Annotated in this window: 21 protein-coding genes; 13 read left to right on the forward strand and 8 right to left on the reverse strand. The window is 71.6% G+C overall.

Going from position 1 to position 23,001, the window contains the following annotated elements:
• Positions 1-120: 120 nt before the first annotated feature.
• The 5 genes from L0984_RS23480 to L0984_RS23500 are packed head-to-tail and all read right to left on the reverse strand — an operon-like array spanning position 121 to position 4,428.
• Positions 121-936 (reverse strand): SDR family NAD(P)-dependent oxidoreductase, encoded by an 816-nt coding sequence (locus L0984_RS23480; protein WP_234196763.1) that lies wholly within the window; start codon positions 934-936, stop codon positions 121-123.
• Positions 937-976: 40 nt separating this feature from the next.
• Positions 977-1,798, reverse strand: a complete 822-nt coding sequence (locus L0984_RS23485) for an enoyl-CoA hydratase/isomerase family protein (protein WP_234196764.1) — start codon at positions 1,796-1,798, stop codon at positions 977-979.
• 14 nt (positions 1,799-1,812) lie between these two features.
• Complete coding sequence (locus L0984_RS23490; RefSeq protein ID WP_234196765.1) at positions 1,813-2,967, reverse strand: thiolase family protein; 1,155 nt, start codon at positions 2,965-2,967, stop codon at positions 1,813-1,815.
• A complete protein-coding gene (locus tag L0984_RS23495; protein WP_234196766.1) occupies positions 2,964-3,395 on the reverse strand; it encodes a Zn-ribbon domain-containing OB-fold protein in 432 nt (143 codons plus the stop codon). The genes L0984_RS23490 and L0984_RS23495 overlap by 4 nt, the downstream gene beginning before the upstream one ends.
• Positions 3,396-3,444: 49 nt before the next feature.
• Positions 3,445-4,428 carry a Bug family tripartite tricarboxylate transporter substrate binding protein gene (locus L0984_RS23500; RefSeq protein ID WP_234196767.1) on the reverse strand — a complete coding sequence of 328 codons (984 nt, stop codon included), beginning with the start codon at positions 4,426-4,428 and terminating at the stop codon, positions 3,445-3,447.
• Positions 4,429-4,598: 170 nt separating this feature from the next.
• On the opposite strand from L0984_RS23500, the gene L0984_RS23505 reads away from it, so the two are divergent.
• The 6 genes from L0984_RS23505 (at position 4,599) to L0984_RS23530 (ending at position 11,805) form a co-directional block, all read left to right on the forward strand.
• Complete coding sequence (locus L0984_RS23505) at positions 4,599-5,414, forward strand: IclR family transcriptional regulator (RefSeq protein ID WP_234196768.1); 816 nt, start codon at positions 4,599-4,601, stop codon at positions 5,412-5,414.
• Positions 5,415-5,475: 61 nt separating this feature from the next.
• Complete coding sequence (locus tag L0984_RS23510; protein ID WP_234196769.1) at positions 5,476-6,621, forward strand: acyl-CoA dehydrogenase family protein; 1,146 nt, start codon at positions 5,476-5,478, stop codon at positions 6,619-6,621.
• Between the two features lie 15 nt (positions 6,622-6,636).
• Positions 6,637-8,766, forward strand: a complete 2,130-nt coding sequence (locus tag L0984_RS23515) for an acetate--CoA ligase family protein (RefSeq protein ID WP_234196770.1) — start codon at positions 6,637-6,639, stop codon at positions 8,764-8,766.
• Positions 8,763-9,872: a CaiB/BaiF CoA transferase family protein gene (locus tag L0984_RS23520; protein WP_234196771.1), complete on the forward strand. Its 1,110-nt coding sequence runs from the start codon at positions 8,763-8,765 to the stop codon at positions 9,870-9,872. Before L0984_RS23515 ends, L0984_RS23520 begins: the two co-directional genes overlap by 4 nt.
• Complete coding sequence (locus L0984_RS23525; protein ID WP_234196772.1) at positions 9,869-10,861, forward strand: NAD(P)H-dependent flavin oxidoreductase; 993 nt, start codon at positions 9,869-9,871, stop codon at positions 10,859-10,861. Before L0984_RS23520 ends, L0984_RS23525 begins: the two co-directional genes overlap by 4 nt.
• Entirely contained in the window at positions 10,858-11,805 is a 948-nt protein-coding gene (locus tag L0984_RS23530; RefSeq protein ID WP_234196773.1) for an NAD(P)H-dependent flavin oxidoreductase, read from the forward strand. The genes L0984_RS23525 and L0984_RS23530 overlap by 4 nt, the downstream gene beginning before the upstream one ends.
• Positions 11,806-11,891: 86 nt before the next feature.
• Here L0984_RS23530 and L0984_RS23535 read toward each other — a convergent pair whose 3' ends face one another.
• Positions 11,892-12,935 carry a substrate-binding domain-containing protein gene (locus L0984_RS23535; RefSeq protein ID WP_234196774.1) on the reverse strand — a complete coding sequence of 348 codons (1,044 nt, stop codon included), beginning with the start codon at positions 12,933-12,935 and terminating at the stop codon, positions 11,892-11,894.
• Between the two features lie 139 nt (positions 12,936-13,074).
• Between L0984_RS23535 and L0984_RS23540 the strand changes: the two genes are divergently transcribed.
• The 7 genes from L0984_RS23540 to L0984_RS23570 are packed head-to-tail and all read left to right on the forward strand — an operon-like array spanning position 13,075 to position 18,682.
• Positions 13,075-13,932 (forward strand): SDR family NAD(P)-dependent oxidoreductase, encoded by an 858-nt coding sequence (locus L0984_RS23540; RefSeq protein WP_234196775.1) that lies wholly within the window; start codon positions 13,075-13,077, stop codon positions 13,930-13,932.
• An 8-nt stretch (positions 13,933-13,940) separates the two neighbouring features.
• Entirely contained in the window at positions 13,941-14,936 is a 996-nt protein-coding gene (locus L0984_RS23545; RefSeq protein WP_234196776.1) for a Bug family tripartite tricarboxylate transporter substrate binding protein, read from the forward strand.
• 3 nt (positions 14,937-14,939) lie between these two features.
• Complete coding sequence (locus L0984_RS23550) at positions 14,940-15,551, forward strand: carboxymuconolactone decarboxylase family protein (RefSeq protein WP_234196777.1); 612 nt, start codon at positions 14,940-14,942, stop codon at positions 15,549-15,551.
• Entirely contained in the window at positions 15,548-16,519 is a 972-nt protein-coding gene (locus L0984_RS23555) for a Bug family tripartite tricarboxylate transporter substrate binding protein (RefSeq protein ID WP_234196778.1), read from the forward strand. The genes L0984_RS23550 and L0984_RS23555 overlap by 4 nt, the downstream gene beginning before the upstream one ends.
• Entirely contained in the window at positions 16,516-17,370 is an 855-nt protein-coding gene (locus L0984_RS23560) for an SDR family NAD(P)-dependent oxidoreductase (RefSeq protein ID WP_234196779.1), read from the forward strand. Before L0984_RS23555 ends, L0984_RS23560 begins: the two co-directional genes overlap by 4 nt.
• A gap of 11 nt (positions 17,371-17,381) precedes the next feature.
• Positions 17,382-17,894, forward strand: a complete 513-nt coding sequence (locus tag L0984_RS23565) for a nuclear transport factor 2 family protein (RefSeq protein ID WP_234196780.1) — start codon at positions 17,382-17,384, stop codon at positions 17,892-17,894.
• Entirely contained in the window at positions 17,891-18,682 is a 792-nt protein-coding gene (locus L0984_RS23570; RefSeq protein WP_234196781.1) for an SDR family NAD(P)-dependent oxidoreductase, read from the forward strand. Before L0984_RS23565 ends, L0984_RS23570 begins: the two co-directional genes overlap by 4 nt.
• A 61-nt stretch (positions 18,683-18,743) precedes the next feature.
• Here the strand turns inward: L0984_RS23570 and L0984_RS23575 are convergent, their stop codons facing one another.
• Complete coding sequence (locus L0984_RS23575; RefSeq protein WP_234196782.1) at positions 18,744-20,006, reverse strand: M20/M25/M40 family metallo-hydrolase; 1,263 nt, start codon at positions 20,004-20,006, stop codon at positions 18,744-18,746.
• 11 nt (positions 20,007-20,017) lie between these two features.
• Positions 20,018-22,951 (reverse strand): FAD-dependent oxidoreductase, encoded by a 2,934-nt coding sequence (locus L0984_RS23580; RefSeq protein ID WP_234196783.1) that lies wholly within the window; start codon positions 22,949-22,951, stop codon positions 20,018-20,020.
• Positions 22,952-23,001: the final 50 nt, after the last annotated feature.

Here is a 23,001-nt window from a genome sequence, read left to right on the forward strand (position 1 = left end):
CGCGATGGATGCCGCAAGACAGGCAAGTGGGTTCAACCCTTCCCGCGGACCCGGAGGCGTCTTGCACGCGGGCCGGATCATAAAGGGCGGGCCGGTGCCGGCCCGCCGCCGCCCTGTCCCTCAGACCATCGCGAAGCCGCCCGAGGCGCCGATGGTCTGCCCGGTGATGAACAGCGCCCGGTCCGAGGCCAGGAAGGCCACCAGACCCGACACGTCGTCCGGCCGCGACAGCCGGCCCACGCCCTTGGAGATGGGGTAGATGCCCAGCATCTTGGCCAGCAGCTCGTTGTTCTGCGGCGTGGCGTCCACATGCAGCGGGCCGTCCTTGATGCCCTCGTGCGACACGGCGCCCAGCGCGATGGAGTTGACGGTCACCGCATGGCGGCCATGCTCCTTGGCCAGGGCCTTGGCAAAGCCGGCGATGGCGGCCTTGGCGCCGGAGTAGACGGCCATGTTGGCCTCGCCGATGCGGCCGGCCTCGGAAATGATGTTGACGATGCGGCCGCCCTTGCGCGCCACCATGCCGGGCAGCACCGCGTGGCAGCAGTGCAGCGTGCCGTACACGTTGAGGTTGACGATCTTGGCCCAGTCCTCCACCGGCATGTCGATGAAGGCCGGCGTGCGCCCACCCTTCTCGCGGCGCTCGGGAATGATGCCGGCGTTGTTGACCAGGATCTCCACCGGCGCATCGAAGTGGCTCGCGGCCTGGTCCACCATGGCCCGCACCTGCTCGGCCTGCGTGATGTCGGCCGGTGCGGCCATCGCCTCGCCGCCCTGCGCACGGATCTCGGCCGTCACCGCTTCGGCACGCGGCGCGAACAGGTCGTTGACCACCACCCGCGCACCCTCGCGCGCCAGCTCGATGCAGATCTGACGGCCCACGCCCTGGCCGCCCCCGGTGACGAGCGCGACGCGGCGCTCCAGATTGAGTTTCATGGTGTTTCCTTGTGAATGATGGGAATGGAGAGGCCGCGCTTCAGCGGCCCTTGAAGACAGGCGCCCGCTTCTCGACGAAGGCGCGCATGCCTTCCTTGCGGTCCTCGCTGTCGATCAGCATGGCGGCGGCGTAGCGTTCGTATTCGAGGCCGCTGTCCAGGTCGGTCTGCATGCCGCGGTTGACCGCACGCTTGATGAGGCGGATGGACAGCGGCGGCATCGCGGCCACGGTGCCGGCCAGCTTCATGGCCTCGGTCATCAGCTCGGCGCCGGGGCAGACCTGCGTGACGATGCCCATCTGCAGGGCCTGGGCCGCGTCGATCTGGGCGGCGGTGAACATCAGGTATTTGGCGCGCGCCTCGCCGATCAGCCGCGGCAGCCGCTGCGTGCCGCCGGCCGCGGGCAGGGCGCCGATGCGCGCTTCGGGCAGGCCGAACTTCGCATGGTCGGCCGCGATCCGCAGGTCGCAGCACAGCGCGATCTCCAGGCCGCCGCCCAGGGCGACGCCGTTGATGGCGGCGATCACCGGCTTCTCGAATTCCTCGATGTCGCGCAGCAGGTCGTGCGTGGCCTTCTGCGCGACGAAGAAGTCGTTGGCGGAGATCTGGTGATCGGCGCGCTCCTTGATGTCGGCGCCGGCGCAGAAGGCGCGGTCACCCGCACCGGTCAGCACGACGGCGCGCACACGCTCGTCGGCCCGCGCCAGCTGCAGGAAGGCCTGCGCCAGGTCGGGCTTCATCGTGCTGCCGATGGTGTTCATGCGCTCGGGGCGGTTGAGGGTGATCACGGCGACCTGGCCCTGCACTGCATAGGTGAGGGTGCCGAGGTCGACGTGGTCGGGGGCCGTGGCGTAGTTGGTCATGCGGCGGTCCTCCTTCAGGCGTCCGGGGCGGACAGAACATGGGCGATGGCCACCGAGCCCAGCCCGATCATGTGGGCCATGGCCCAGCGCGAATGGCTGTGCTGGCGCTCGCCGGCCTCGCCGCGCAGCTGTCGGGTCAGCTCGGCGATCTGGCCGATGCCGGTCGGCCCCAGCGGATGGCCCATGCCGATCAGGCCGCCCGAGGCATTGATGGCGCAGCGCCCGCCGATGCGCGAGTCGCCGCGCATCAGGAAGCTTGCGCCCTCACCGGGCGGGCACACGCCGATGGCCTCGCTGTAGAGCAGCTCTTCCACCGAGAAGGCGTCGTGCAGTTCGAGCAGGTCCAGCGTCTGGGCCGATATGGCCGCCTGCTCCAGCGCCGACTGCGCGCTGCTGCGCACCAGGTCGACCGCGGCCTGGCCGTAGGCGGTCTCGGGCGTCTCGCTGCAGGCGGTGGAGGCCCGCACGCGCACGCAGCGCTTGGGGTCCAGGCCAAGCCGGCGCAGGGCACGGCCCGAGACCACGATGGCCGCCGCCGCGCCTTCGCCGCGCGGGCAGCACTGCTGCACCGTCAGGTCGCCGGCCACGCGCGGCGAAGCCAGCACCTGTTCCAGCGTGCGCGGCTTGCGGTACTGCGCATAGGGGTTGCGCGAGGCGTTGCCATGGTTCTTGACCGCCACCTGCGCCATCGCGGTCGCGTCGGCATTGCGCTCGCGCAGGTAGGTGCGGGCCATCATGGCGAACTTGACCGGCGGCACGTTGGCGGTGTCGCTCAGGTGCGCCAGGCCGTCCTTGTCGGCGGCGCGGCGGCCGTCGCCGTGCTTGTCCACGCCCACGGCCAGCACCACGTCGCTGACGCCACGCGCCACTTCCAGGCAGGCCTGCCGGAAGGCGAAGGAGCCCGAGGCCGAGGCGTTCTCGACCTGGGTGACGGCCAGGCCGGTCGAGCCCAGGTGGCGCAGCATCACCCGGCCGGCCGCCATGCCGATGGAGGTGGTGCCGATGTAGGCGCTGTTCACCTGCGGCCAGGTCAGGCCCGCGTCGGCCAGGGCCTGGCGCACCGCGGTCAGGCCCAGGTGGGTGTAGGGCGTCTCGGTGGGGAACTGGTAGGCATGCATGCCGATGCCGGCCACGTACACGCCCTCGTTGTCGTCGATCCAGTGGCTCATCGCTGCGCCTCCGCGGCCGGCACGAAGCGGCAGTCGAACACCTCGCCCGCGGGCAGGGGATGGGCCACGGCGCGCAGGGGCATGCCCACGCGCAGTTGCGACTCGTCGGTGGTGGCCATCACGCCTTCCTCGATGGGGCCGTCCTCGCCCAGACGGATGTCGGCGGCGATGCGCGGCACCTCCATGCCGGGCAGCAGGGGCACATGCAGGGTCACGAACTCCAGCAGCGTGCCGCTGCCGGGGCGCGTGATGCGCTCGGCGTCCTTCATGGGGTCGCCGCACTGGCTGCAGCCGGGCGCGTCGGCCGGAAAGGCCAGGTGGCCGCAGGCGGGGCAGCGGGCGAAGACGAAGTCCAGCGATTCGCCATCGGCGGCCAGCTGGTAGAGCGTGGGATGGCGGGGCTGGTAGCCCCGCAGGTCGAGGGTCATGGGAGTCCTTGGGATGAAAGATGAAAGAGGAAAGGGGAGGCAAGGCCGGTCAGTCGACCTTGGCGCCCGAGTTCTGCACCACCTCGCGCCAGCGGCTCATTTCCGACTTGACGAAGGCGTCGAGCTTCTCGCCGCGCATGCCACGCATGGGCAGGCTGCCGTTCTTCTCGCTCACGGCGACGAACTCGGGGTCGACGATGGCGGCGGCCACGGCATCGGACAGCCGCTGCACGATGGGGGCGGGCGTCTTGGCGGGCACGAAGACGGCGCCCCAGGCGGTGGAGTCCGCGCCGGAGATGCCCAGCTCGCCCAGCGTGGGCAGCTGCGGCACGTTCGCCAGTCGGGTCTTGCTGGTGACGGCCAGGGCCTTCAGCTTGCCGGCCTGCACGAAGGGCATCACCACCGCCGCGTAGTCGAAGGCCATGTCCAGGTTGCCGGCGATCAGGTCGGTCAGGGCCGGGCTGCTGCCCTTGTAGGGCACATGGGTCATCTTGATGCCAGCCGCCGTCTGGAACAGTTCGGCCGTGAGGTGCGTGCCGGTGCCGGCACCGGCCGAGCCGTAGTTCAGCTTGCCGGGGTTCTGTTTGGCGTAGGCGACCAGCTCGGGCACGGTCTTGAAGCTGCGCGTGGGGTTGATGACCAGCACCAGCGGCGACTCCGAGATGCCATGCACGGCGACGAAGTCCTTGATCGGGTCGTAGCGCACGTTCTTGTAGAGCGCCAGGTTGGCGCCGTGGGTGCCCTGCGTGCCGTAGAGGAAGGTGTAGCCGTCGGCCGGCTGCCGCGCCGCGTACTCGGCGCCGATGGAGCCGCCCGCACCCGGCCGGTTGTCCACCACCACCTGCTGGCCCAGCTTGTCGCCCACCTTCTGCGCCAGCACGCGGGCCGTGTTGTCGGTGATGCCGCCGGGCGGAAAGGGCACGACGAAGGTCAGCGGCTTGGTGGGCCAGGCGTCGTCGGGCGCGGCAGTGGCAGGGCCGTGGGCGACGAGCGCCGCCAGGGTCAGGGCGAGGGTGTGGAAAGCGCGTTTCATGGATGTCTCCGGTTGCTCTTGATATTCGGTATGCCGTAGACTACTTCAACACGTCGTAGAAAAGCAAATCGAAATCGATGCATTCGCAGCGCAGTCACGGAAAGTCAGCCCGATGCCGCAAACGGCACGGTCTGTACCATCGTGCTTTTCTACGAAATATCGGAGAGGCGATGCCCACCCTTGTCCCTGCCGCTGCCCGCACCATGACCTTGCTGGAGGTCTTTGCCCGCGAGAAGCGGGAGCTGTCCAACTCCGACCTCGCGCGGCTCATGGACCTGCCCGAAAGCAGCTGTTCCGACCTGCTGCACACCCTGCACGAGCTGGGCTACCTGCTGCGCACGGCCCGCAGCCGGCGCTTCTATCCCACCGCCCGCCTGCTGGCCGTGGCCAAGGAGATCTCGGCCAGCGACCCGCTCTATGCCGTGGGCGCCGAGGCCAGCGAGCTGCTGCGCGACCGCACCGGCGAGACCGGCCTGTGCGGCCGGCTGGAGAACGGCATCGTCAAGGTGATCGCGCTCAGCGAAGGCCGCCATCCGCTGCGCTATATGCAGCACGTGGGCGACAAGCTGGCGCTGCACGTCTCCGCGCTTGGCAAGGCGATCCTGTCCATCGGCACGCCCGAAGAGGCGGCGCGCCAGTTGCGGCTCAAGCCTCTGCGCGGCCTGGCCTCGGGCACGCTGACCGACCTGGCCGCCCTGGAGGCCCAGGTGGCGCAGGCCAAGGAACAGGGCTGGATCTGGATCGAGAACGAAGGCAGCGAAGGCCTGACCGCCGTCGCCGTCGCCGGCCAGATCGGCGGCGAGGCCATCGCCCTGTCGGTGGCCGGCCTCACCGACCGCATGCGCGCACAGCGCAGCCTGTGCATCGAGGCCCTGCAGGAAGTGCAGGCCCTCGTCTTCCGCAAACACGCGGCCGTGGCCGAAGCCGCGGCGTCTGCCGAATCCCCCGCGCCCGCACCTTCCAAACGAACCAAGGCCCGGGCGTAGCGCCACCCCGGCACGGCCCCCCCGGGCCGGCCATCCATCCGACCACCCAGGAGACAAGACCATGTTCACCCTTTCTTCCGAGCAGACCATGCTGCGCGACAGCATCCGCCGCTTCATGAAGGCCGAGATCGCGCCCATCGTGTCGCGCCACGACCAGGACCGCACCTTCCCCTTCGAGGTGCTCGGCAAGCTGGCCGAATTCGGCTACCTGGGCGGCCGCCTGCCGGAAGAAGAAGGCGGCATGGGCATGGACCAGCTCACCTGGGCCCTGCTGATGGAAGAGGCGGGCTATGCCTGGCTGTCGCTGCGCACCATCCTCAACATCACCAACGCCGCGATCAACAAGCTGGCCCAGGAGGCCACGCCCGAGCAGAAGGAACGCTTCCTGCGCCCGCTGCTGACCAACCAGCGCCGCTGCTTCAGCGCCATCAGCGAGCCGGGCACCGGCTCCAACATCGCGCAGGTGCAGACCCGCGCCGACCTGCAGGGCGACCACTACGTACTCAACGGCCGCAAGCTGTGGATCACCAACGGCGCCTTCGGCGACTTCGGCATCGTGGTGGCGCGTACCTTCAGCCCGGACTGCCAGGGCCAGCTGTCGACCTTCCTTGTCGAGCGCGACGTGTCGCCCTTCGAGGTGCGGCGCGTGGACACCATGGTGCTGCGCAGCACCGGCACCGCCGAGCTGAACTTCGACAACGTGCGCATCCCGCGCGAGAACCTGTTGGGCGAAGAGGGCAAGGCCCTCAAGAAGATGCTGATCGGCCTGGACAGCGCCCGCGTCAACATCGCCATGGGCGCGGTGGGCGCGGCACAGTCGGCGCTGGACCTGTCCATCGAGCATGCGCGCACGCGCACCCAGTTCGGCAAGCCCATCGGCAGCTTCCAGCTGGTGCAGAAGCTGATCGTGGACATGACCATCCGCGTCGAGGCCGCCCGCGCGCTGGGCCTGCGCGCCGCCGCGGCGCTGGACTCCGAGGGCGAGGCCCGCACGGCCGCCTCCATCGCCAAGCTCTACGCCACCGAGGCCGCGCATGAAGTGGCGAGCATGGCGCTGCAGGTGCACGGCGGCCTGGGCTATGCCACCGACTACCCGATCGAGCGCATCTTCCGCGACACGCGCGGCGGCACCATCCCCGAGGGCACGACCGAGGTGCAGACCCTGATCGTCGGCCGCGAGATCCTGGGCATCTCGGCCATCGCCTGAGCCGCGGGAGCACGCATGACGACCTCCGCCCAACGCGCCGACCTGGCGCGCCTGATCGACCCTGCCTGCATCGCCCTGGTCGGTGCCTCCGACCGGCCTCACAGCATCGGCGGCCGCACGCTGACCAATCTGATCGACCACTCGACCATCCGCGGCGAGCTGTACCTGGTCAATCCCACCAAGACCGAGCTGCGCGGCCGGCGCTGCTGGCCCAGCATCGCCGCGCTGCCGCAGACGCCCGACGTGGCCATCATCGCGGTGCCCGCGGCCGGCGTGCTGGCCGTCGCCGAGGAATGCGCGGCCCGCGGCGTGCCCTTCCTGGTCATCCTGACTTCCGGCTTCGGCGAGGCCGGCGCCGAAGGCGAGCGCGCCCAGCAGCGCCTGAAGGAGATCGCCGACGCCGCCGGCATGCGCATCTACGGGCCCAACTGCCCGGGCCTGTGCAACATCAATGCGCGGCTGGGCATGACCTTCTCGCCCTCCTTCCCGCACGACCTGGTGCCCGGGCCCATCGGCCTGGCCACGCAGGGCGGCGGCCTGGGCCGCAACGTCATGCAGGCCATGGAGCGCGGCGTGGGCATCGGCCTGTGGGCCTCCACCGGCAACGAGGTCGACCTGCAGGTGGCCGACTTCATCCACTACATGGCCACCGCGCCGGACATCAAGGTCATCATCACGCTGCTGGAAGGCATCAAGGACGGCCCCCGCCTGCTGGCCGCGCTGCAGTGCGCGGCCGACAACGGCAAGCCGGTGATCGCGCTGAAGGTGGGCAAGTCCGAATACGGCCAGCGCGCTGCCCAGTCGCACACCGCCTCGCTCACCGGCTCGGCCGAGGTCAACAGCGCCGTGTTCCGCCAGTACGGCGTGATCGAGGTGGACGACATCGACGAGCTGGTCGACACCGCCTGGCTGTTCGCGCGCGCCATGCCGCCCGCGCAGGAGGCCATCGGCATCTACTGCTCCTCGGGCGGCACGGCCGCGCTCACGGCCGATGCCGTGGGCACCTCGGGCCTCAAGCTCGCCGAGTTCGCACCGCACACCCGCGAGCTGCTGCGCAGCCGGCTGCCCGACTACGCCGCCATCGACAACCCGGTGGACACCACCGCCGCCATCCTGGCCGATGCCGACCTGATCGAGCAGACGCTGGGCGCCGTCACCACCGACCCCAACCTGGGCTGCGTGCTCGCGCCCATCGCGCTCGAATACGGCGCCACGACCGTGAGCCTGGCCCACACCATCCGCGCCGCGCAGCAGCAGAGCAGCACGCCCATCATCCCGATCTGGATGAGCGACCGCCTGGGCGAGGGCTACCGGCTGCTGGTCGAAGGCGGCTTCGCGCCGCCGCGCTCGGTGGGCAAGGCCCTCAAGGCCGTGCAGCGCTGGACTGAATGGGGCCGCTGGCAGCGCGCCGGGGGGCTGGGCGAGCCCCGCAGGCCGCTGCCAGCCACATCGTCGGTGCCGGCCACGGGCACGGTGCGCAACCTGTCGGAGCTGGAGGCCAAGCAGCTGCTGGCGCAGTCGGGCATCGCGCTGCTGCCTGCGGCCGTGGCGGCGACGCGCGAAGAAGCGCGGCGCATCGCCGACGAGATGGGCTATCCGGTGGTCGCCAAGATCGCCAGCCCGGACGTGGTGCACAAGTCCGACATCGGCGGCGTGAAGGTGGGCCTGGCCAGCGGAGCCGAGGTCGAGCAGGCCTGGGACGCGATCATGGCCTCGGTGCGCCAGCACAAGCCCACGGCCGCCATCGATGGCCTGCTGATCGAGAAGATGGCCCCGCGCGGCGGCTTCGAGCTGATGGTGGGCGTCACACGCGACCCGGTCTTCGGCCATGTCATGACCTTCGGCCTGGGCGGCATCTATGTGGAGCTGCTGCGCGACGTGACGCGCCGCCTGCTGCCGCTGCGGCCCGCCGATGCCAGCGCCATGGTGCGCGAGATGCGCTGCTACCCGCTGCTGCAGGGCGCGCGCGGCAAGCCGCCGGCCGACGTCGCCGCGCTGGAGCGGCTGCTGCTGGCCGTCTCGGACTTCGTCATGGCCCATGCCGGACACCTGGAGGAGATGGACCTGAACCCCGTCTGGGTGGGCAGCGAGGGCGAAGGCGCCCTGCCGCTGGATGCCGTCATCGTGATGCTGGACGGCGCATGAAAGGCGAGCCCGCCCCGCCGCTCGCCGGCATCACGGTGCTGGACTTCAGCGAGTTGCTGCCCGGCCCCTTCTTCACGCAGATGCTGGCGGAGATGGGCGCCGAGGTCATCAAGGTCGAGCGTCCGCCGCATGGCGACAACGCCCGGCGCCTCGGTCCCGGCGGCTTCGAGGCCGTCAACCGCGGCAAGCAAAGCGTGCTGCTCGACCTGAAGGACGAGGCCGGCCGCGCCCGCGCCCATGCCCTGCTGGCCGGGGCCGATGTGCTCGTCGAGTCCTACCGGCCGGGCGTGATGGCCCGGCTGGGGCTGGACCATGCCAGCCTTCAGGCCGCGCATCCGCGCCTGGTCTATGTGTCGCTGAGCGGCTATGGGCAGGCGGGCCCCTGGGCCCAACTGCCCGGGCACGACATCAACTACCTGGCGGCCGCGGGCGTGATGGCGCTCTCCGGCGAGCCGGGTGGATCGCCCGCACCCGGCTTCGGTCTGCCGGCCGCCGACCTGTGCGGCGCGATGTATGCGCTGTCGGCCACGCTGGCCGCCCTGCTGCAGCGCCAGCACAGCGGCCTCGGCCAGCACCTGGACGTCGCCCTCGCCGACTGCGCCCTGCACTGGATGACGCCGCGGCTGGGCAGCTTCCGCGATGGCGGCACGACCACGCTGGAGGCCCAGCGCGGCGTGGCCCTGGTCAAGCCGGCCTACGGCATCTTCCGCTGCCGCGATGGCCGGCACCTGTCGGTCGCCGCGCTGGAAGACCACTTCTGGGCGCGCCTGTGCGAGGTGCTGGACATGGGCCCCTTCGCCGACGCGCGCTACCGTGGCTTCGCCGCACGCAAGGCCGAGGCCGAGGGCATCAATGCGCAGCTGGCGGCACAGGTCGCGACGCTGGATGCCGACGCCGCCTTCGAGCGGCTGGCGCGGGCCGATCTGCCGGTCGCACCCGTGGTGGCGCCCACGGAGCTCGTCGCCACCGCCCAGTTCGCCGAGCGCGGCCGCTTCCTCGGCCGCGAGCCGCTGGCGGCGGTGCCCTTCCCGGTGGGCCTGCGCGGCGTCGATCCGCACGCGCTGTCCGGCGCGCCCGCGCTGGACAGCGCCAGCGCCGCGCCATGACGCCCGCCCTGCTGCAGACCCGGCTGACGCAGCTGTTCGGCATCCGTCACCCGGTGCTGGGCGGCGGGCTCATGTGGCTGTCCGATGCCGCGTACGTGAGTGCGCTGGCACGCGCGGGCTGCATGGGCTTCATGACGCCCCGCTCTTTTGCGGGCGAGGCCGAATGGCGCACGCAATTGCAGCGCTGCACAGATCTGTCGCAGGGCCAGGCCTTCGGCGTCAACCTCACGCTCTCGGCCCGGCCAGAGGCCAATGCCGAGGTGCCGCGCTGGCTGGACATGGCGCTCGCCCACGGCGTGCGCCACTTCGAGACGGCCGGCTACGGCCCGCAGGCCCTGATCGAAACCATCCATGCGGCGGGCGGCATCGTGGTCCACAAGGCCTCCAGCCTGCGCCATGGCCTGGCGGCGCAGGCGGCCGGCGCCGATGCGATTGCGCTCATCGGCATGGAGGAGGGCGGCCATCCCGGCATGAACGAGCTGCCCACCATGCTGATGGGCGCGCTGGCACGCGAACGCATCACCGTGCCACTGGTGCTGGGCGGTGGCATCGGCCACGGCCGGCAACTGGCGGCAGCGCTGGCCCTGGGCGCGGACGGCGTGCTCATGGGCAGCCGCTTCCTGGTCTGCGAGGAGATCTCGGCCCATCCGGCTTACAAGGCGCACCTGGTCGACTGCGACGAGCACAGCACCGTGCGCCTGCTGCAATCGCTGGGCAACACCTGGCGCGTGCTGCGCAACGAGACGGCGCGCCAGATCGAGGCCATCGAACGCACTGGCGTCACCGACCACGCGGCCTTCGGTGGCCTGATCGCCGGCCGCCTGGCGCGCGACGCCTGCTACCAAGGCGGCGACTGGCAGCAGGGCATGCTGTCCCTGGGGCCCGCCATCGCCTTCGCCCACCGCATCCAACCCCTGGGCGCCATCGTCGACGAGTTCCTGGCCCAGTGCCGGGACGCGATGCGCGCCCTTCCCACCCTGCTGCCATGAACGATTCCCTGGACTTCCTCGGCCGCCTGGCCCTGCCCGTGATCGCCGCGCCCATGCTGCGCGTGTCGGGCATCGAGCTGGTCTCTGCCGCCTGCCGCAACGGCGTGATCGGCGCCTTTCCCACCGCCAACTGCCGCTCGCTCGACGAGCTGGACGCGTGGATGTCGCGCCTGGACGACGAGGCCCGCACCGGCGGCGAGACGGTGGCGCCGTACTGCCCCAACCTGATCATGCGGCGCGACCCGGCCAAGGTGCGGGCGGAGGTGGACCTGATCGCCCGCCATCGCGCGCGGCTCGTCATCACCAGCGTGGGCTCGCCCTCGTCGGTGGTGCCGGTGCTGCACGACGGCGGCTGCCGGGTCTTTGCGGACGTGGCCTCGCTGCACCATGCGGAGCGCGCCATCGCGTCCGGCGTGGACGGCCTGGTGCTGCTGACCGCCGGCGCGGGCGGCCACACGGGCTGGGCCAATCCCTTCGCCTTCGTGCGCGCCGTGCGCCGCGTGTTCGACGGCCCCATCGTGCTGGCAGGTGGCATGGCCGACGGCGTGGCCCTGCGCGCGGCGATGACGCTAGGCTGCAACCTCGGGATCATGGGCACGCGCTTCATCGCCACGCAGGAAAGTCTGGCGAGCGAGGGCTACCGCCAGATGCTGTGCGACGCCGGCATCGACGACGTGCTGCTGACGCGCGCCTTCACCGGGTTGCCGGCCAGCTTCCTGCGCCAGTCGGCCGAGCGGCTGGGCATCGACGTCAACACGCTGGACGAAAGCACATCGGTGGAAGAGGCGCGCTGCCGCTGGGGCGGTGGATCGGAGGGCGCGGCCAGCCAGCGCTGGACCGACATCTGGAGCGGCGGCCACACGGTGTCGGCCGTGCGCGAAGTGCAGAGCGTGGAAGCGCTCGTGCGAGAGCTGCGGGCGGAGTACGAGGGCGCGGCACGCTGAGCCCCTCATGTGAAGCGCTCGTGCCCCACTGCGGGCCGAGTACGCGAGCGCAGCGCGCTAAGGCCGCGCGCCGCTGGCTGGGCGATTCAGCGGCGCCGGCTGGCGGGCCTGGCCTCGATGCCAAGCGGGACGACGGAGGCCCGCTCTTCATAGCGCAGTTCGACGCGCTCGCGCCGCGCCGGCAGGCCCGGCTCGGCGATGCGGTCCACCAGCAGCCGGGCCAGGCGCCGCGCTGCATCCGCCATGTCGATGGTCAGCACCGACACCGCGGGCGCATGGTCACGGGCGAAGGCCGTGTCGCCGATGGCGACGATGGACACGTCCTGCGGCATGCGCAGCCCGCGCGAGGCCACCGCGCGCAATGCGCTGTTGAGCATGTGCGTGCCCTGCACGATCAGCGCCGTCGGCCGGGCGGGGCGCGCCAGCAGCTCGACGATCTCGTCGAAGGCGGAGGCGGTCACGCTCTGCGCCTGCACGATCAGGTCGGGCACCGGCAGGCCCGCGGCGGCATAGGCCGCCCTGTAGCCCTGGATGCGGCGGCGCACCGGCCGCGTCTCGCCCTGCCACAGCACCAGCGCGACGTCGCGGTGGCCCAGCGCCATGAGCCGCTCCACCGCCGCACGCACGCCCGCCGTATGGTCGATGACGACGCTGTCGTGCGCACCGGGCAGCTCGCGGTCGAAGACCACGGCCGGCATGGGCAGCGTCCGCAGCGCCTCGACGAGCTCGGGGCTGCGCTCGTTGCCGGAGGCGAGGATCACGCCATCCATGCCGCGCTGCATGAACATGGACAGCGTGCGCAGTTCGCGCTCCAGGTCGTTGGCCCCGTTGGCCAGCAGCGGCAGGTAGCCGAGCGCGAGGAACTCGTCTTCCAATGCCCGGAAGACCTGCGCATAGAGCGGGTTGCCGATGTCCGGCAGCAGGCAACCCACCGTGCGGCTGAGCCGCGAGCGCAGGGCCTGGGCCGCATGGTTGGGCCGCCAGCCCAGGGTGGCCGCGGCCCGCTCCACCTTCTCGCGCGTCGCCGCCGAAGCGCCCACGCCGTTCATCGCGCGCGAGGCGCTGCCCAGCGACACGCCGGCCAGCCGCGCCACATCGCGCAGGTCCACGCGTCCCTTGTCTGCCTTCATCCGGATACGTTTCCAGTCCACACCATGGCTGCATCTTAGGTGACAGCAGTCGAGGGTTAGCGCTAGGCCGGAAACGTTTCCAACTCGGCACGATGCAGCCTTTCCGAAGCGTTGCAGACAACCGAAGGAGACCTTCCCCATGCCCTCATCCGCCCCCGCCATCCAGCCCGATGCCCAGCTCTACGACGAGGCGCTGGGCCGGCTGCGCCCCTCGTCCGGCCGACTGGCGGGGCGCCGCATCCTGGTGGTGGGCGCCGGCCAGCGCGACATCGACGATCCGCAGCCGCCCGTGGGCAACGGCCGCGCCATCTCGCAGCTGTTCGCCCATGAAGGCGCCACGCTCAGCTGCGTGGACATCAACCCGGCTGCGCTTGCGCAGACCTGCGCCCTGGTGCGCGAGGCCGGCGGCACCGTGCACGAGGACGTGGCCGACGTGGCGGATGCCGAGGCCATCCCCGGCGTGGTGGCGCGCGCCGCCGCCCGCATGCAGGGCCTGGACGGGCTGGTGATGGTGGTGGGCGTGGCCAGCGGCCTTTCGCTCGATGCGCAGTCGTCCCAGGCCTGGGACGCGGAGCATGCGGTCAACGTGCGCGCCTGCATGCTCTTCGGCCAGCAGGCGCTGCGGCACATGGCGCCGGGCGGCTCGATCATCCTGCTCTCCTCCATCGCGGCGCTGCGCAACTCCAGCTTCAATCCTGCCTACGAGACCACCAAGGCCGCGCAGGTGTCGCTGGCACGGTCCATCGCAATGGCGGGCCAGGCCAAGGGCATCCGCTGCAACAGCCTGCTGCCGGGCCTCATGGACACGCCCATCGGCCGCGCCGCCACGCGCCGCCGCACCGACCGGCTGGCCATGCCGCTGCCCTTCGGCCGGCAGGGCACGGGCTGGGAGGTGGCGCATGCCGCGCTCTTCCTCATGTCGAATGAATCGTCGTACGTGAACGCGCACGCGCTGGTGGTCGACGGCGGGCTGATCGGTGGCATCTCGCGCAAGTAGGAGCGGCCATGCAGCCTTCGTCGCTCCGACGCCGGGAGTTCGTCCTGGGCACGGCCATGGCCTGCATTGGCGCCCGCACGGCCATGGCCGCGGGCGAGGCCTCGGCCTATCCCGAGCGGCCGATCCGGCTCATCGTCGGCTTTCCGGCCGGCGGCTCGGCGGACCAGTCGGCACGCCGGCTGGCCGACCAGATCTCACACCAGTTGGGCAAGCCGATCGTGATCGACAACCGCCCCGGCGCCTCCGGCAACATTGCCGCCGCCGCGGCGGCCCGCAGCCCCGCCGATGGCTACACGCTGTTCTACGGCACCAACGCCACCCAGGCGATGAACGTCAGCCTGTACCCCAGGCTGGACTACGACCCGATCAAGGACTTCGTGCCCATCGCGCTGGAGGGCAAGGTCTACAACGTGATGTGCACTCATCCGGCCTTCCGCCCGGCGGAGGTGCCGTCCCTGCTGTCGCAGGTGCGGGCATCGCCAGGCAGCCTGGCCGTCGCCACGCCGGGCAATGCCACCAGTGGCCACCTCTCGCTGGTGCTGCTGCAGCGCTCGGCCCGGGTGCAGTTCACCCATGTGCCCTACAAGGGGAGCGCGCCCGCCGTGACCGACGTGATCGGCGGGCAGGTGCCCATCCTCTTCGACAACGTGGCCGGCACCATCACGCATATCCGCGCCGGCAAGCTGCGCCCGCTGGCGGTGACGGCGCCGAAGCGCCTGCCGCTGCTGCCCGACGTGCCCACCTTCGAGGAACTGGGCCTGCCCGACTGCGTGATGGCGGCCTGGGGCGGCCTGTGGGCGCCTGCCGGCACGCCAGCGCCCATCGTGCAGCGGCTCAACGCCGAGATGAACCAGGCCCTGGCCACTGCCGCCGTGATCGACCGCATGCGCGAGCTCACCGTCGAGCCCGTGGGTGGCAGCGCCGAAGCCGCTGCCGCCTTCGTCATCGAAGAAACCCAACGCTGGCGCGAGGTGCTCCACGCCGCCGGCATCCGACTGGACTGATCCATGGCACGCATTCCCTATTTCGACCTGGCCCAGGCGCCCGAAGGCTTCCAGCGCCTGCTGAGTGACCGGCCGCCTCTCAACATCTACCGCATGGTGGCGCACGGCGGCCCGACGGGCGAGGGCTTCCTGGGCCTGGGCAGCGCGATCCTGCGCCGCTCCTCGCTGCCGGCCCCGCTGCGCGAGCTGGTGATCCTGCGCGTGGGCGCGCTGTGCGGCTCGGCGTACGAGGTGTTCCAGCACCGGCGCGTGGCCGCGCAGGCCGGTGTGCCGGCCGCGCAGATCGAGGCCGTGCTCTCGGGCACAAACGGCGAGGCGCCCGCCGAGGCCTTCGAGCCGCTGGCGCAGCAGGTGCTGCGCTTCACCGACGCGGTGGTCCGGCAGGTGAAGGCCCCCGCCGACTGCTTCGATGCGCTGTCGGCCCAGCTGCCGCACCAGCAGCTGATGGAGATCGTCATGACCATCGGCTACTACATGCTGGTGTGCCGTGTGCTCGAGAACTTCGAGGTGGACATCGAAGACACGGACCCGCTGGCCGGCTTCTCGCAATGGTCGGGCGTGCTCGGCACGCAAGCCGCAGGGGCCGCCAACACCGCACAAGGAGACAAGGCATGACCCTCAACCGCCGCCATTTCTCGCTCGCCCTCGGAGCCCTCGGCGTGGCGCCTCTGGCCCGTGCCCAGGCCTATCCGCAGGGACCCATCACGCTCGTCGTGCCCTTCAGCGCCGGCAGCGTGGTGGACCAGCAGGCCCGCGTCATCGCACGCGTGCTCGCCAGCCGGCTGGGCCAGCCCATCGTCATCGACAACCGCGCGGGCGTGAGCGGCTCGCTGGGCGCCGAGGTGGTGGCCCGCGCCGCGCCCGACGGCTACACCCTGCTCATCGGCACGCAAGGCACGCAGGGCACCAACAGCGCCATCTACAAGACCATCCGCTACGACCCGGTGAAGGACTTCGTCGCCATCCACGGGCTGTCGGGCAATGCGACGGTGCTGGTGGTCAACCCCACGCTCAAGATCCAGTCGGTGGCCGAGCTGGTGGCCTACGGCAAGGCCAACCCGGGCAAGCTCAACTTCGGCTCGGGCGGCAAGGGCACCTCCGGCCACCTCTGCCTGGAGCTGCTGCAGAACCGCACCGGCGCGCGCTTCACGCATGTGCCCTACAAGTCCAGCTCCACCGCCCTGGTGGACCTGGTGGCCGGCAACCTGGACGCGATGTTCGACTTCGTGCAGACCTCGGGTCCGCAGATCCGCAGTGGCAAGCTGCGGCCCCTGGCCGTGACGCGCAGCCCGCGCATGCCCAGCCTGCCCGACGTGCCGACGATGGCCGAGGCCGGCTTTCCGGGCATCGAGTCCCAGAGCTGGGGCGGACTGTTCGCGCCCGCCAAGACGCCGGCGGCCATCGTGCAGCGCCTCTCCGACGCGGTGGACGAGACCTTGAAGACGCCCGAGGTGCGGCGCACGCTCGAATCGGTGGAGAGCTTCACCATCGACATGCCTCACGCCCAGTTCCAGGCTTACGTGGCCGCCGAGGCCGCGCGCTGGGACAGCGTGCTGCGCGACGCCGGGATCACGCCCGAATGAGCCGCCTTCGCGTCGCGGCGGTCACCGGTGCCGGCAGCGGCATCGGCCGCGAACTGGCACTGGCCTGTGCGCGCGAGGGCATGGCCCTGGCGCTGACCGACATCGAGGCCACGGCACTTGCCGAGACCGCGTCATTGGCCGGCGCGCTCGGCGTGCCCGTCATCAGCCAGATGGGCGACGTGGGCCGCGAGCAGGACGTCGAGGCCTTCGCGCAGGCCTGCGACGCCGAATACGGCGGCGTGGACTGGCTGTTCAACAACGCCGGTGTGGCCGTGCTCGGCCCGGCCTGGCTGGCGACGGCGGACGACTGGCAGTGGCTGTGGCATGTCAACGTGATGGGCGTCGCCCACGGCGTGCGCTGCTTCGTGCCGCGCATGCTGGCCCGCGGCACACCCGCGCATGTGGTCAACACGGCCTCGGCCGCCGGGCTCGCCACGCTGGCGGGCTCGGGCGTCTATGCGGCCACCAAGCATGCGGTGGTGGCGTTCAGCGAATGCCTGGCGCACGACCTGCAGCAGGCCGGCGCACCCATCGGCGTGTCGGTGCTGTGCCCCTCGCTGCTGCCCACCGGCATCCACCAGTCGGGCCGCAATCGGCCCGCCGGCCTCGATCGCACCGTGCCCCCGGCCGCGGCCTACGAGGAGCGGGTGCGGGTCGGCATGGCCGCCTCGCCCATCGGCGCGGCGGAGGTGGCGGCGCTCACGCTCGAGGCCATCCATCAGCAGCGTTTCTATGTGATTCCGCATGCCCACACCGGCGCGTCCGTCGAGCGCCGCATGCACCGCATCCTCGACGACTTCCGTGCCCAGCATCCGCTCACGGCGGAGGGCGGGCCGACCGCTCAACCCTGAAGGAACCCTTGATGACGACCACCCCCGACACCGAACTGGCGCGCCTGGCTGCCCAGGTCGCCCAACTGCAGTCCCGGCTCGACCGGCAGGACGACCTGGACGCCATCCGCGCCCTGCGCAACCGCTACCACGAACTGGTCAACGAGGACGAGGGCCCGCGCCTGTACGAACTCTTCGCGCCCGAGGCCACGGTGGTCTACAACGGCCGACCGGAGGTGCGGGGCCGCGACGCGATCCGCCGCTTCTTCCAGGACTTTCCGGTGCAGCACGCGCGGCAGTTCATCCACCAGCACGAGATCGAGCTGCAGGGCGACCGCGGCACCGGCCGCAGCTACATGGACGGCCGCCCCGTCAGCCAGGGCAAGAGCCTGTACGTGGTCGGCCGCTTCGACGACGAATACATCCGCCTCGACGGGCGCTGGCTCTTCCAGCGCGTGGTGCTGACCGTGCACTACATGATCGAGGCCGCCGAGCACTGGGAACACCTGCTGCCCGTGCAGAAGAAGAAGGAGGCCGCCCAATGAGCCTGCCCGCGCTCTTCGACCTGAGCGGCCGCACGGTCGTGGTGACCGGTGCCGCCAGCGGCCTGGGCCTGGCCATCGCCGAGGCCATGCTGCAGGCCGGCGCACGCACGGTGATGACGGACGTGGACGCCGACGCGCTCGCCACCGAGCACCGGCGCCTGCAGGCCGCGCATCCGCTGGCCGAGTCGGCCGTGCTCGACGTCACCGCGCCCGGCGCGGTCGATGCGCTGATCGACGACGTCGCCGCGCGGCATGGCGCCCTGGACTGCGTGTTCGCCAACGCGGGCATCAGCGCGGGCCGCGGCTTCATGGTCGACACCGGCCGCCTGGAGAACCTGGACATGGCCAACTGGGACCGTGTGCTGCGCATCAACCTCGACAGCGTGCTGGTGACCGTGCGTGCCGCCGCCCGTCACATGAAGCCGCGCGGGCAGGGCCGCATCGTGGTCACCTCGTCCATCGCCGGGCTGCGCTCGGAGGCGCTGTCGGGCTATGCCTATGTGGCCTCCAAGGCGGCGGTGAACAACCTGGTGCGGCAGGCGGCGATGGAGCTGGCGCCCTTCAACGTGCTGGTCAACGCCATCGCGCCCGGCCCCTTTTCGACCGGCATCAATGGTGGCCGGCTGCGCCTGCCCGAATCGGTCGAGCGCATGCGCACCTACATCCCGCTGGGCCGCGTGGCCGACCCGCGCGAGATCCAGGGCCTGGCCCTGTTGCTGGCCTCGCCGGCCTCCAGCTACATGACGGGCGCCATCATTCCGGTGGACGGCGGCGCCTCGGCGCGCTGAGGGTCCGCATCACGCCTCGCACACCCGCGGGCGCACGGGCACCGGCGCATGCGCGAAGCGCTCACCGAGGTGTCAGCAAGGCCAGCAGCACGTTGGCCACCGCCACGGTGGCCAGCCGCAACTCGTGCAGCGGCACGCGCTCGTCGGCCCGGTGGCCGTTGGCCTCGATCAGGCTCTTGGGGCCGGCACCGAACATCACGGTCGGGATGCCGGCCTCGGCATAGAGCCGCGCGTCGGTGTAGAGCGGCACGCCGATGGGCGTGACCGGCTGACCCATCACGGCGCTGGCCTCGCGGCAGACCAGTTCCACGAAGGCTTCGCTGCCGCGCGCTGGGGCAAAGGGCCGCGCCAGCAGGATCTGCCGCACCTCGGCGCGGATGCCGGGCAGCGCGGCGCAGGCGCCTTCGATCACTTCGCGCAACTCGGCCTCGACCTGTTCGGGCACCTCCTCGGGCACGATGCGGCGGTCGATGCGCAGCGTCAGCCGGTCGGCCACCACGTTGGTGTTGATGCCGCCCTCGATCAGCCCCACGACCAGGGTGGGATGCGTGATGCCCGGCGTGGCCGAGGGCCGCCGTGCCAGGCCGTCGCGGTAGCGGTAGAGCGCGGGCAGCAGATGGGCGGCGGCCTCGATGGCGTCGTGGCCGGTGTCGGGCCGCGCCGCATGGGCCGACAGGCCGTGCAGCGTCACTTCGAGGTGCAGGCAGCCGTTGTGGGCGACCACCACGTGGTGGCTGAAGGCGGCCGACAGCACGTAGTCGGGCCGGCTGAGGCCCTGCGACAGCAGCCAGCCGGGGCCGGTCATGCCGCCGGTCTCCTCGTCGTAGGTCAGGTGCAGCTCCACGCTGCCGGCCAGTGGCAGGCCGGCCGCATGGGCGGTGCGCAGTGCGCGCAGGGCCTGGCCGTAGGTGGTGAAGTCGGACTTGGACACGGCCGCACCGCGGCCGTAGAGCCAGCCGTCGCGCACCTCGCCGCCGTAGGGATCGGTGCTCCAGCCGCCACCGGGCGGCACCACGTCGCCATGCGCGTTGAGCGCCACCACCGGGCCGTCCCCGAAACGCTCGCGCACGATCAGGTTGACCACGCTGCGCATGCCGTGGCGTGCGGCCTCTTCGGCGGGCACCGGGTGGCGCTCGACGGTCAGGCCCTGCGCCTCGTACAGGCGGGCGGCGAGCTCGGCATGCGGCGCGCAGTCGCCGGGCGGGTTGTCGGAAGGGCAGCGCACCAGCGCCGAAAGCATGTCGACCTGCTCGTCGAAGTGGTCGTCGATGAAGCCGCGCATCAGCGTGCGGGCGGCCTCGGGCGTGAGGGTCGGTTCGGTCATTCGAGAGAAAGTCACAGGAAGCGGTCGATGCGAAAGGGCGTGAGGTCCATGCCGGCATCGCCATGCACCAGCAGCTCGGTCACCAGCTTGCCGGCGATGGGTGCCAGCGTGTAGCCGTTGGAGGTCACGGCGTTGTAGAAGCCCGGCACGCCGGGCACTTCGCCCAGGATCGGCGCGCCGTCGATGTTGACGTTCATGCCCGCCCAGCAGCGCACCATGTGCAACCCGGCAACGGCCGGCAGCACATGTCGCGCGACCCACAGGCTGCCTTCGAGGCTGTCGCGCACGGCGCGGTTGAGGCGCATGGCCGGATCGAAGGCGGCCGTCCAGCCGCCCCCGATGAGCAGGCCGCCACTGGCCGCCTGCTTGAGGCTGAGGTGCCGGTCGGCGTGGGCGATCAGGTGGTCCACCAGCGGCGGCGCGGGCTCGGTCACGATCATCTGCAGCGGCGCGCCCTGCACCGGGATGCGCACGCCCAGCATCTCGCCCACCGCGCTGGACCAGGCCCCGCTGGCGTTGACCAGCCGGCGCGCCCGCACGGTGCCGCGCGAGGTGGCGAGCACGAAGCCGGCGCCGGCGCCCGGCAGCCGTTCGATGGACTGCACGTTGCAGCCGCGCACGAAGCGCGCCCCCTGCGCCTGGGCCCGGGCGGCCAGCGCATAGGTGGCGCGCAGCGGGTTGATCTTGCCTTCCATGGGGCACAGCTCCGCGCCCAGCAGGCTCTCGGACAGGGCCGGAGACAGGCGCCGCAGCTCGGTGCCGTCGATCACATGCGCCTCGATGCCGTGCTGGCGTTCGAGCGCGGCCTTGGCCTCGATGAAGCGCATGCCGGCTTCGCTGTCGGCCACCATCAGGCCGCCGGTGATCTTGATCTCCAGGTCTTCGCCGCAGTCCTGCTCGAACTGCTGCCACAGCCGCACCGACAGCGGCCCCAGCGGCAGCGTGGCGGCGGCGGGCCCGCCCCCGGCCTGGGCCTTGGCGCCGAAGTCGAAGCTGAGCAGCTGCACATGCAGGCTGCCGGCGTTGGCGCCCGAGGCCTGCAGGTTGAGCTCGTCGCGGTCGAGCACCAGCACGTCCTGGCCCGCCTGCGACAGGTAGTAGGCCAGCGAGGCGCCGAGCACGCCCGCGCCGATGACGACCACCTCGGCCTGCATGTCGGGCAGCGGCGCGCTCTCGAGGGGCCGCGCCAGGTTGGGCGTGATGGCCGGCTTGTGGCCGCCCCATTCGGGCTTCTCGAAACCCAATGCACCGGCCGGCACTGGCTTGGCCGGGGGGCGCGGTGCCAGGTACTGCTCGGGCGACACGGCGCGGCCGGTCATCTCGGTCACCAGTCTGGCGGCGGTGACGGCGCAATAACGACCCTGGCAGCGGCCCATGCCGAGCCGGGTGTTGCGCTTGATGGCGGCCAGCGAGTCGCGGCCGGCGCGGATCTGCGCACGCACGTCGCCGAAGCGGATCTCCTCGCAGCGGCACAGCACCGTGTCGTCGGGCACCGCGGCCAGCGACAGGGGAGGGGCCTGGTAGAGCGTCCACAGGGCGCGCTGGAAGGCCTCGGCGCGGTGCAGGTCGGTGACCGTGCGCGCGTCGGCGGCCACGGTGCGGCCCAGGGCGCGCGCCACGGCGGCACCAGCCAGCGTGCCGCGGGCCAGCGCCACGCGGGCGCCGCCCAGGTCGGCGCCGTCGCCCACCACGTACACGCCGGGCACGGACGTGGCGCCGTCCTCGGCCGTTGTGGTGGCCAGGTGGCCCAGGTGCCGGCCGGCCGCGTGGTGCGCGCAGCCCAGCATGCGGGCCAGTTCGGTGGAGGGGATGAAGCCGTAGCCGAGGCACAGGGTGTCCACGTCGAAGGCGGTGGTCTGCGACGGCATGGCGTGCTCGGCGACCACCACGCGGCGCACCCGCTCCTCGCCCTCGGCGGCCACCACATGCCGGCCCCACAGAACGGGCACGCCGGCGCGGCGCAGCAGCCGCAGGTAGCGGGCGCCCTGCCACACGAGGTCGGGCGCCGCACGCATCGCCGCCAGGGCGGGCTGGATCTGCGCGGCGGAAGGCGCCGGGGCGGACTCCACCACGGCCAGCACGTGGGCGCCGCCTTGCAGCAGTTCCACCGCCAGCTGCAGGTTGAGCGGGCCGTTGCCGGCGATCAGCACCCGCTCACCCGGCGCGACGCGATAGGCGCGCGCCAGGGTCTGGGCCGCACCGGTCGTCATCACGCCGGGCAGCGTCCAGCCGGGAAAGGGAACGGGCCGCTCGTAGGCCCCGGGCGCGATCACCAGCTGGCGGCAGCGCACCACCGTCGCACGCCCGTCGATCAGCGCGCCGACCTCCTGCGGCGAGAAGGCCGCCCACACCTGCGCGCCCTGTTCGAAGCGGACGCCGGCCGCCTCGGCCTCGCGCCGCAAGCCCTCACCCATGGCGAACTGCGCATCGAGCGGCCGTTCGCTGCGGTGCGAAGGCGCCAGCGGCTTGAAGTACTGGCCGCCCGCCTGCGGCCGCTCGTCCAGCACCAGCACCGACAACCCGGTGCGGGCGGCGGTGCGCGCCGCCGCCAGGCCGGCCGGGCCGGCGCCGATCACCAGCACGTCGACCGAGCGCTCGTCGGGCGCCGCACCGGCGGGGGTCGTCAAGGGCTGCAACGGATCGTCCGGCGTGCCGGCCGGCATCTGCGAGCGGATGTCCTGCCCGTCCTCGGCCTTCGCCAGGCAGGCCCGCTGGCTGGCCCGGCCGTCGATGGTGACCAGGCAGTCCTGGCAGGCGCCCATGCCGCAATAGAGGCCGCGACGCTCGCCGCTGCGGGTGTGGCGCAACGCCACATGGCCGGCAGCGGTCAGCGCCGCAGCCACCGTCTCGCCTTCGAGGGCCGCGACGGGCTGCCCGTCGTAATGGATGCGGATGGTGCGGCCGGCCGTGGCGACAGAGGGATGGCGAAGGCGAAGGTCGGTCATCGGCGCGAAAAGGAACGGCTGCGAAATCGTGTTGATTTCACATATCGTAT

Source organism: Pseudacidovorax sp. NFM-22, from assembly GCF_021401245.1.
GTDB lineage: Bacteria > Pseudomonadota > Gammaproteobacteria > Burkholderiales > Burkholderiaceae_C > Xenophilus.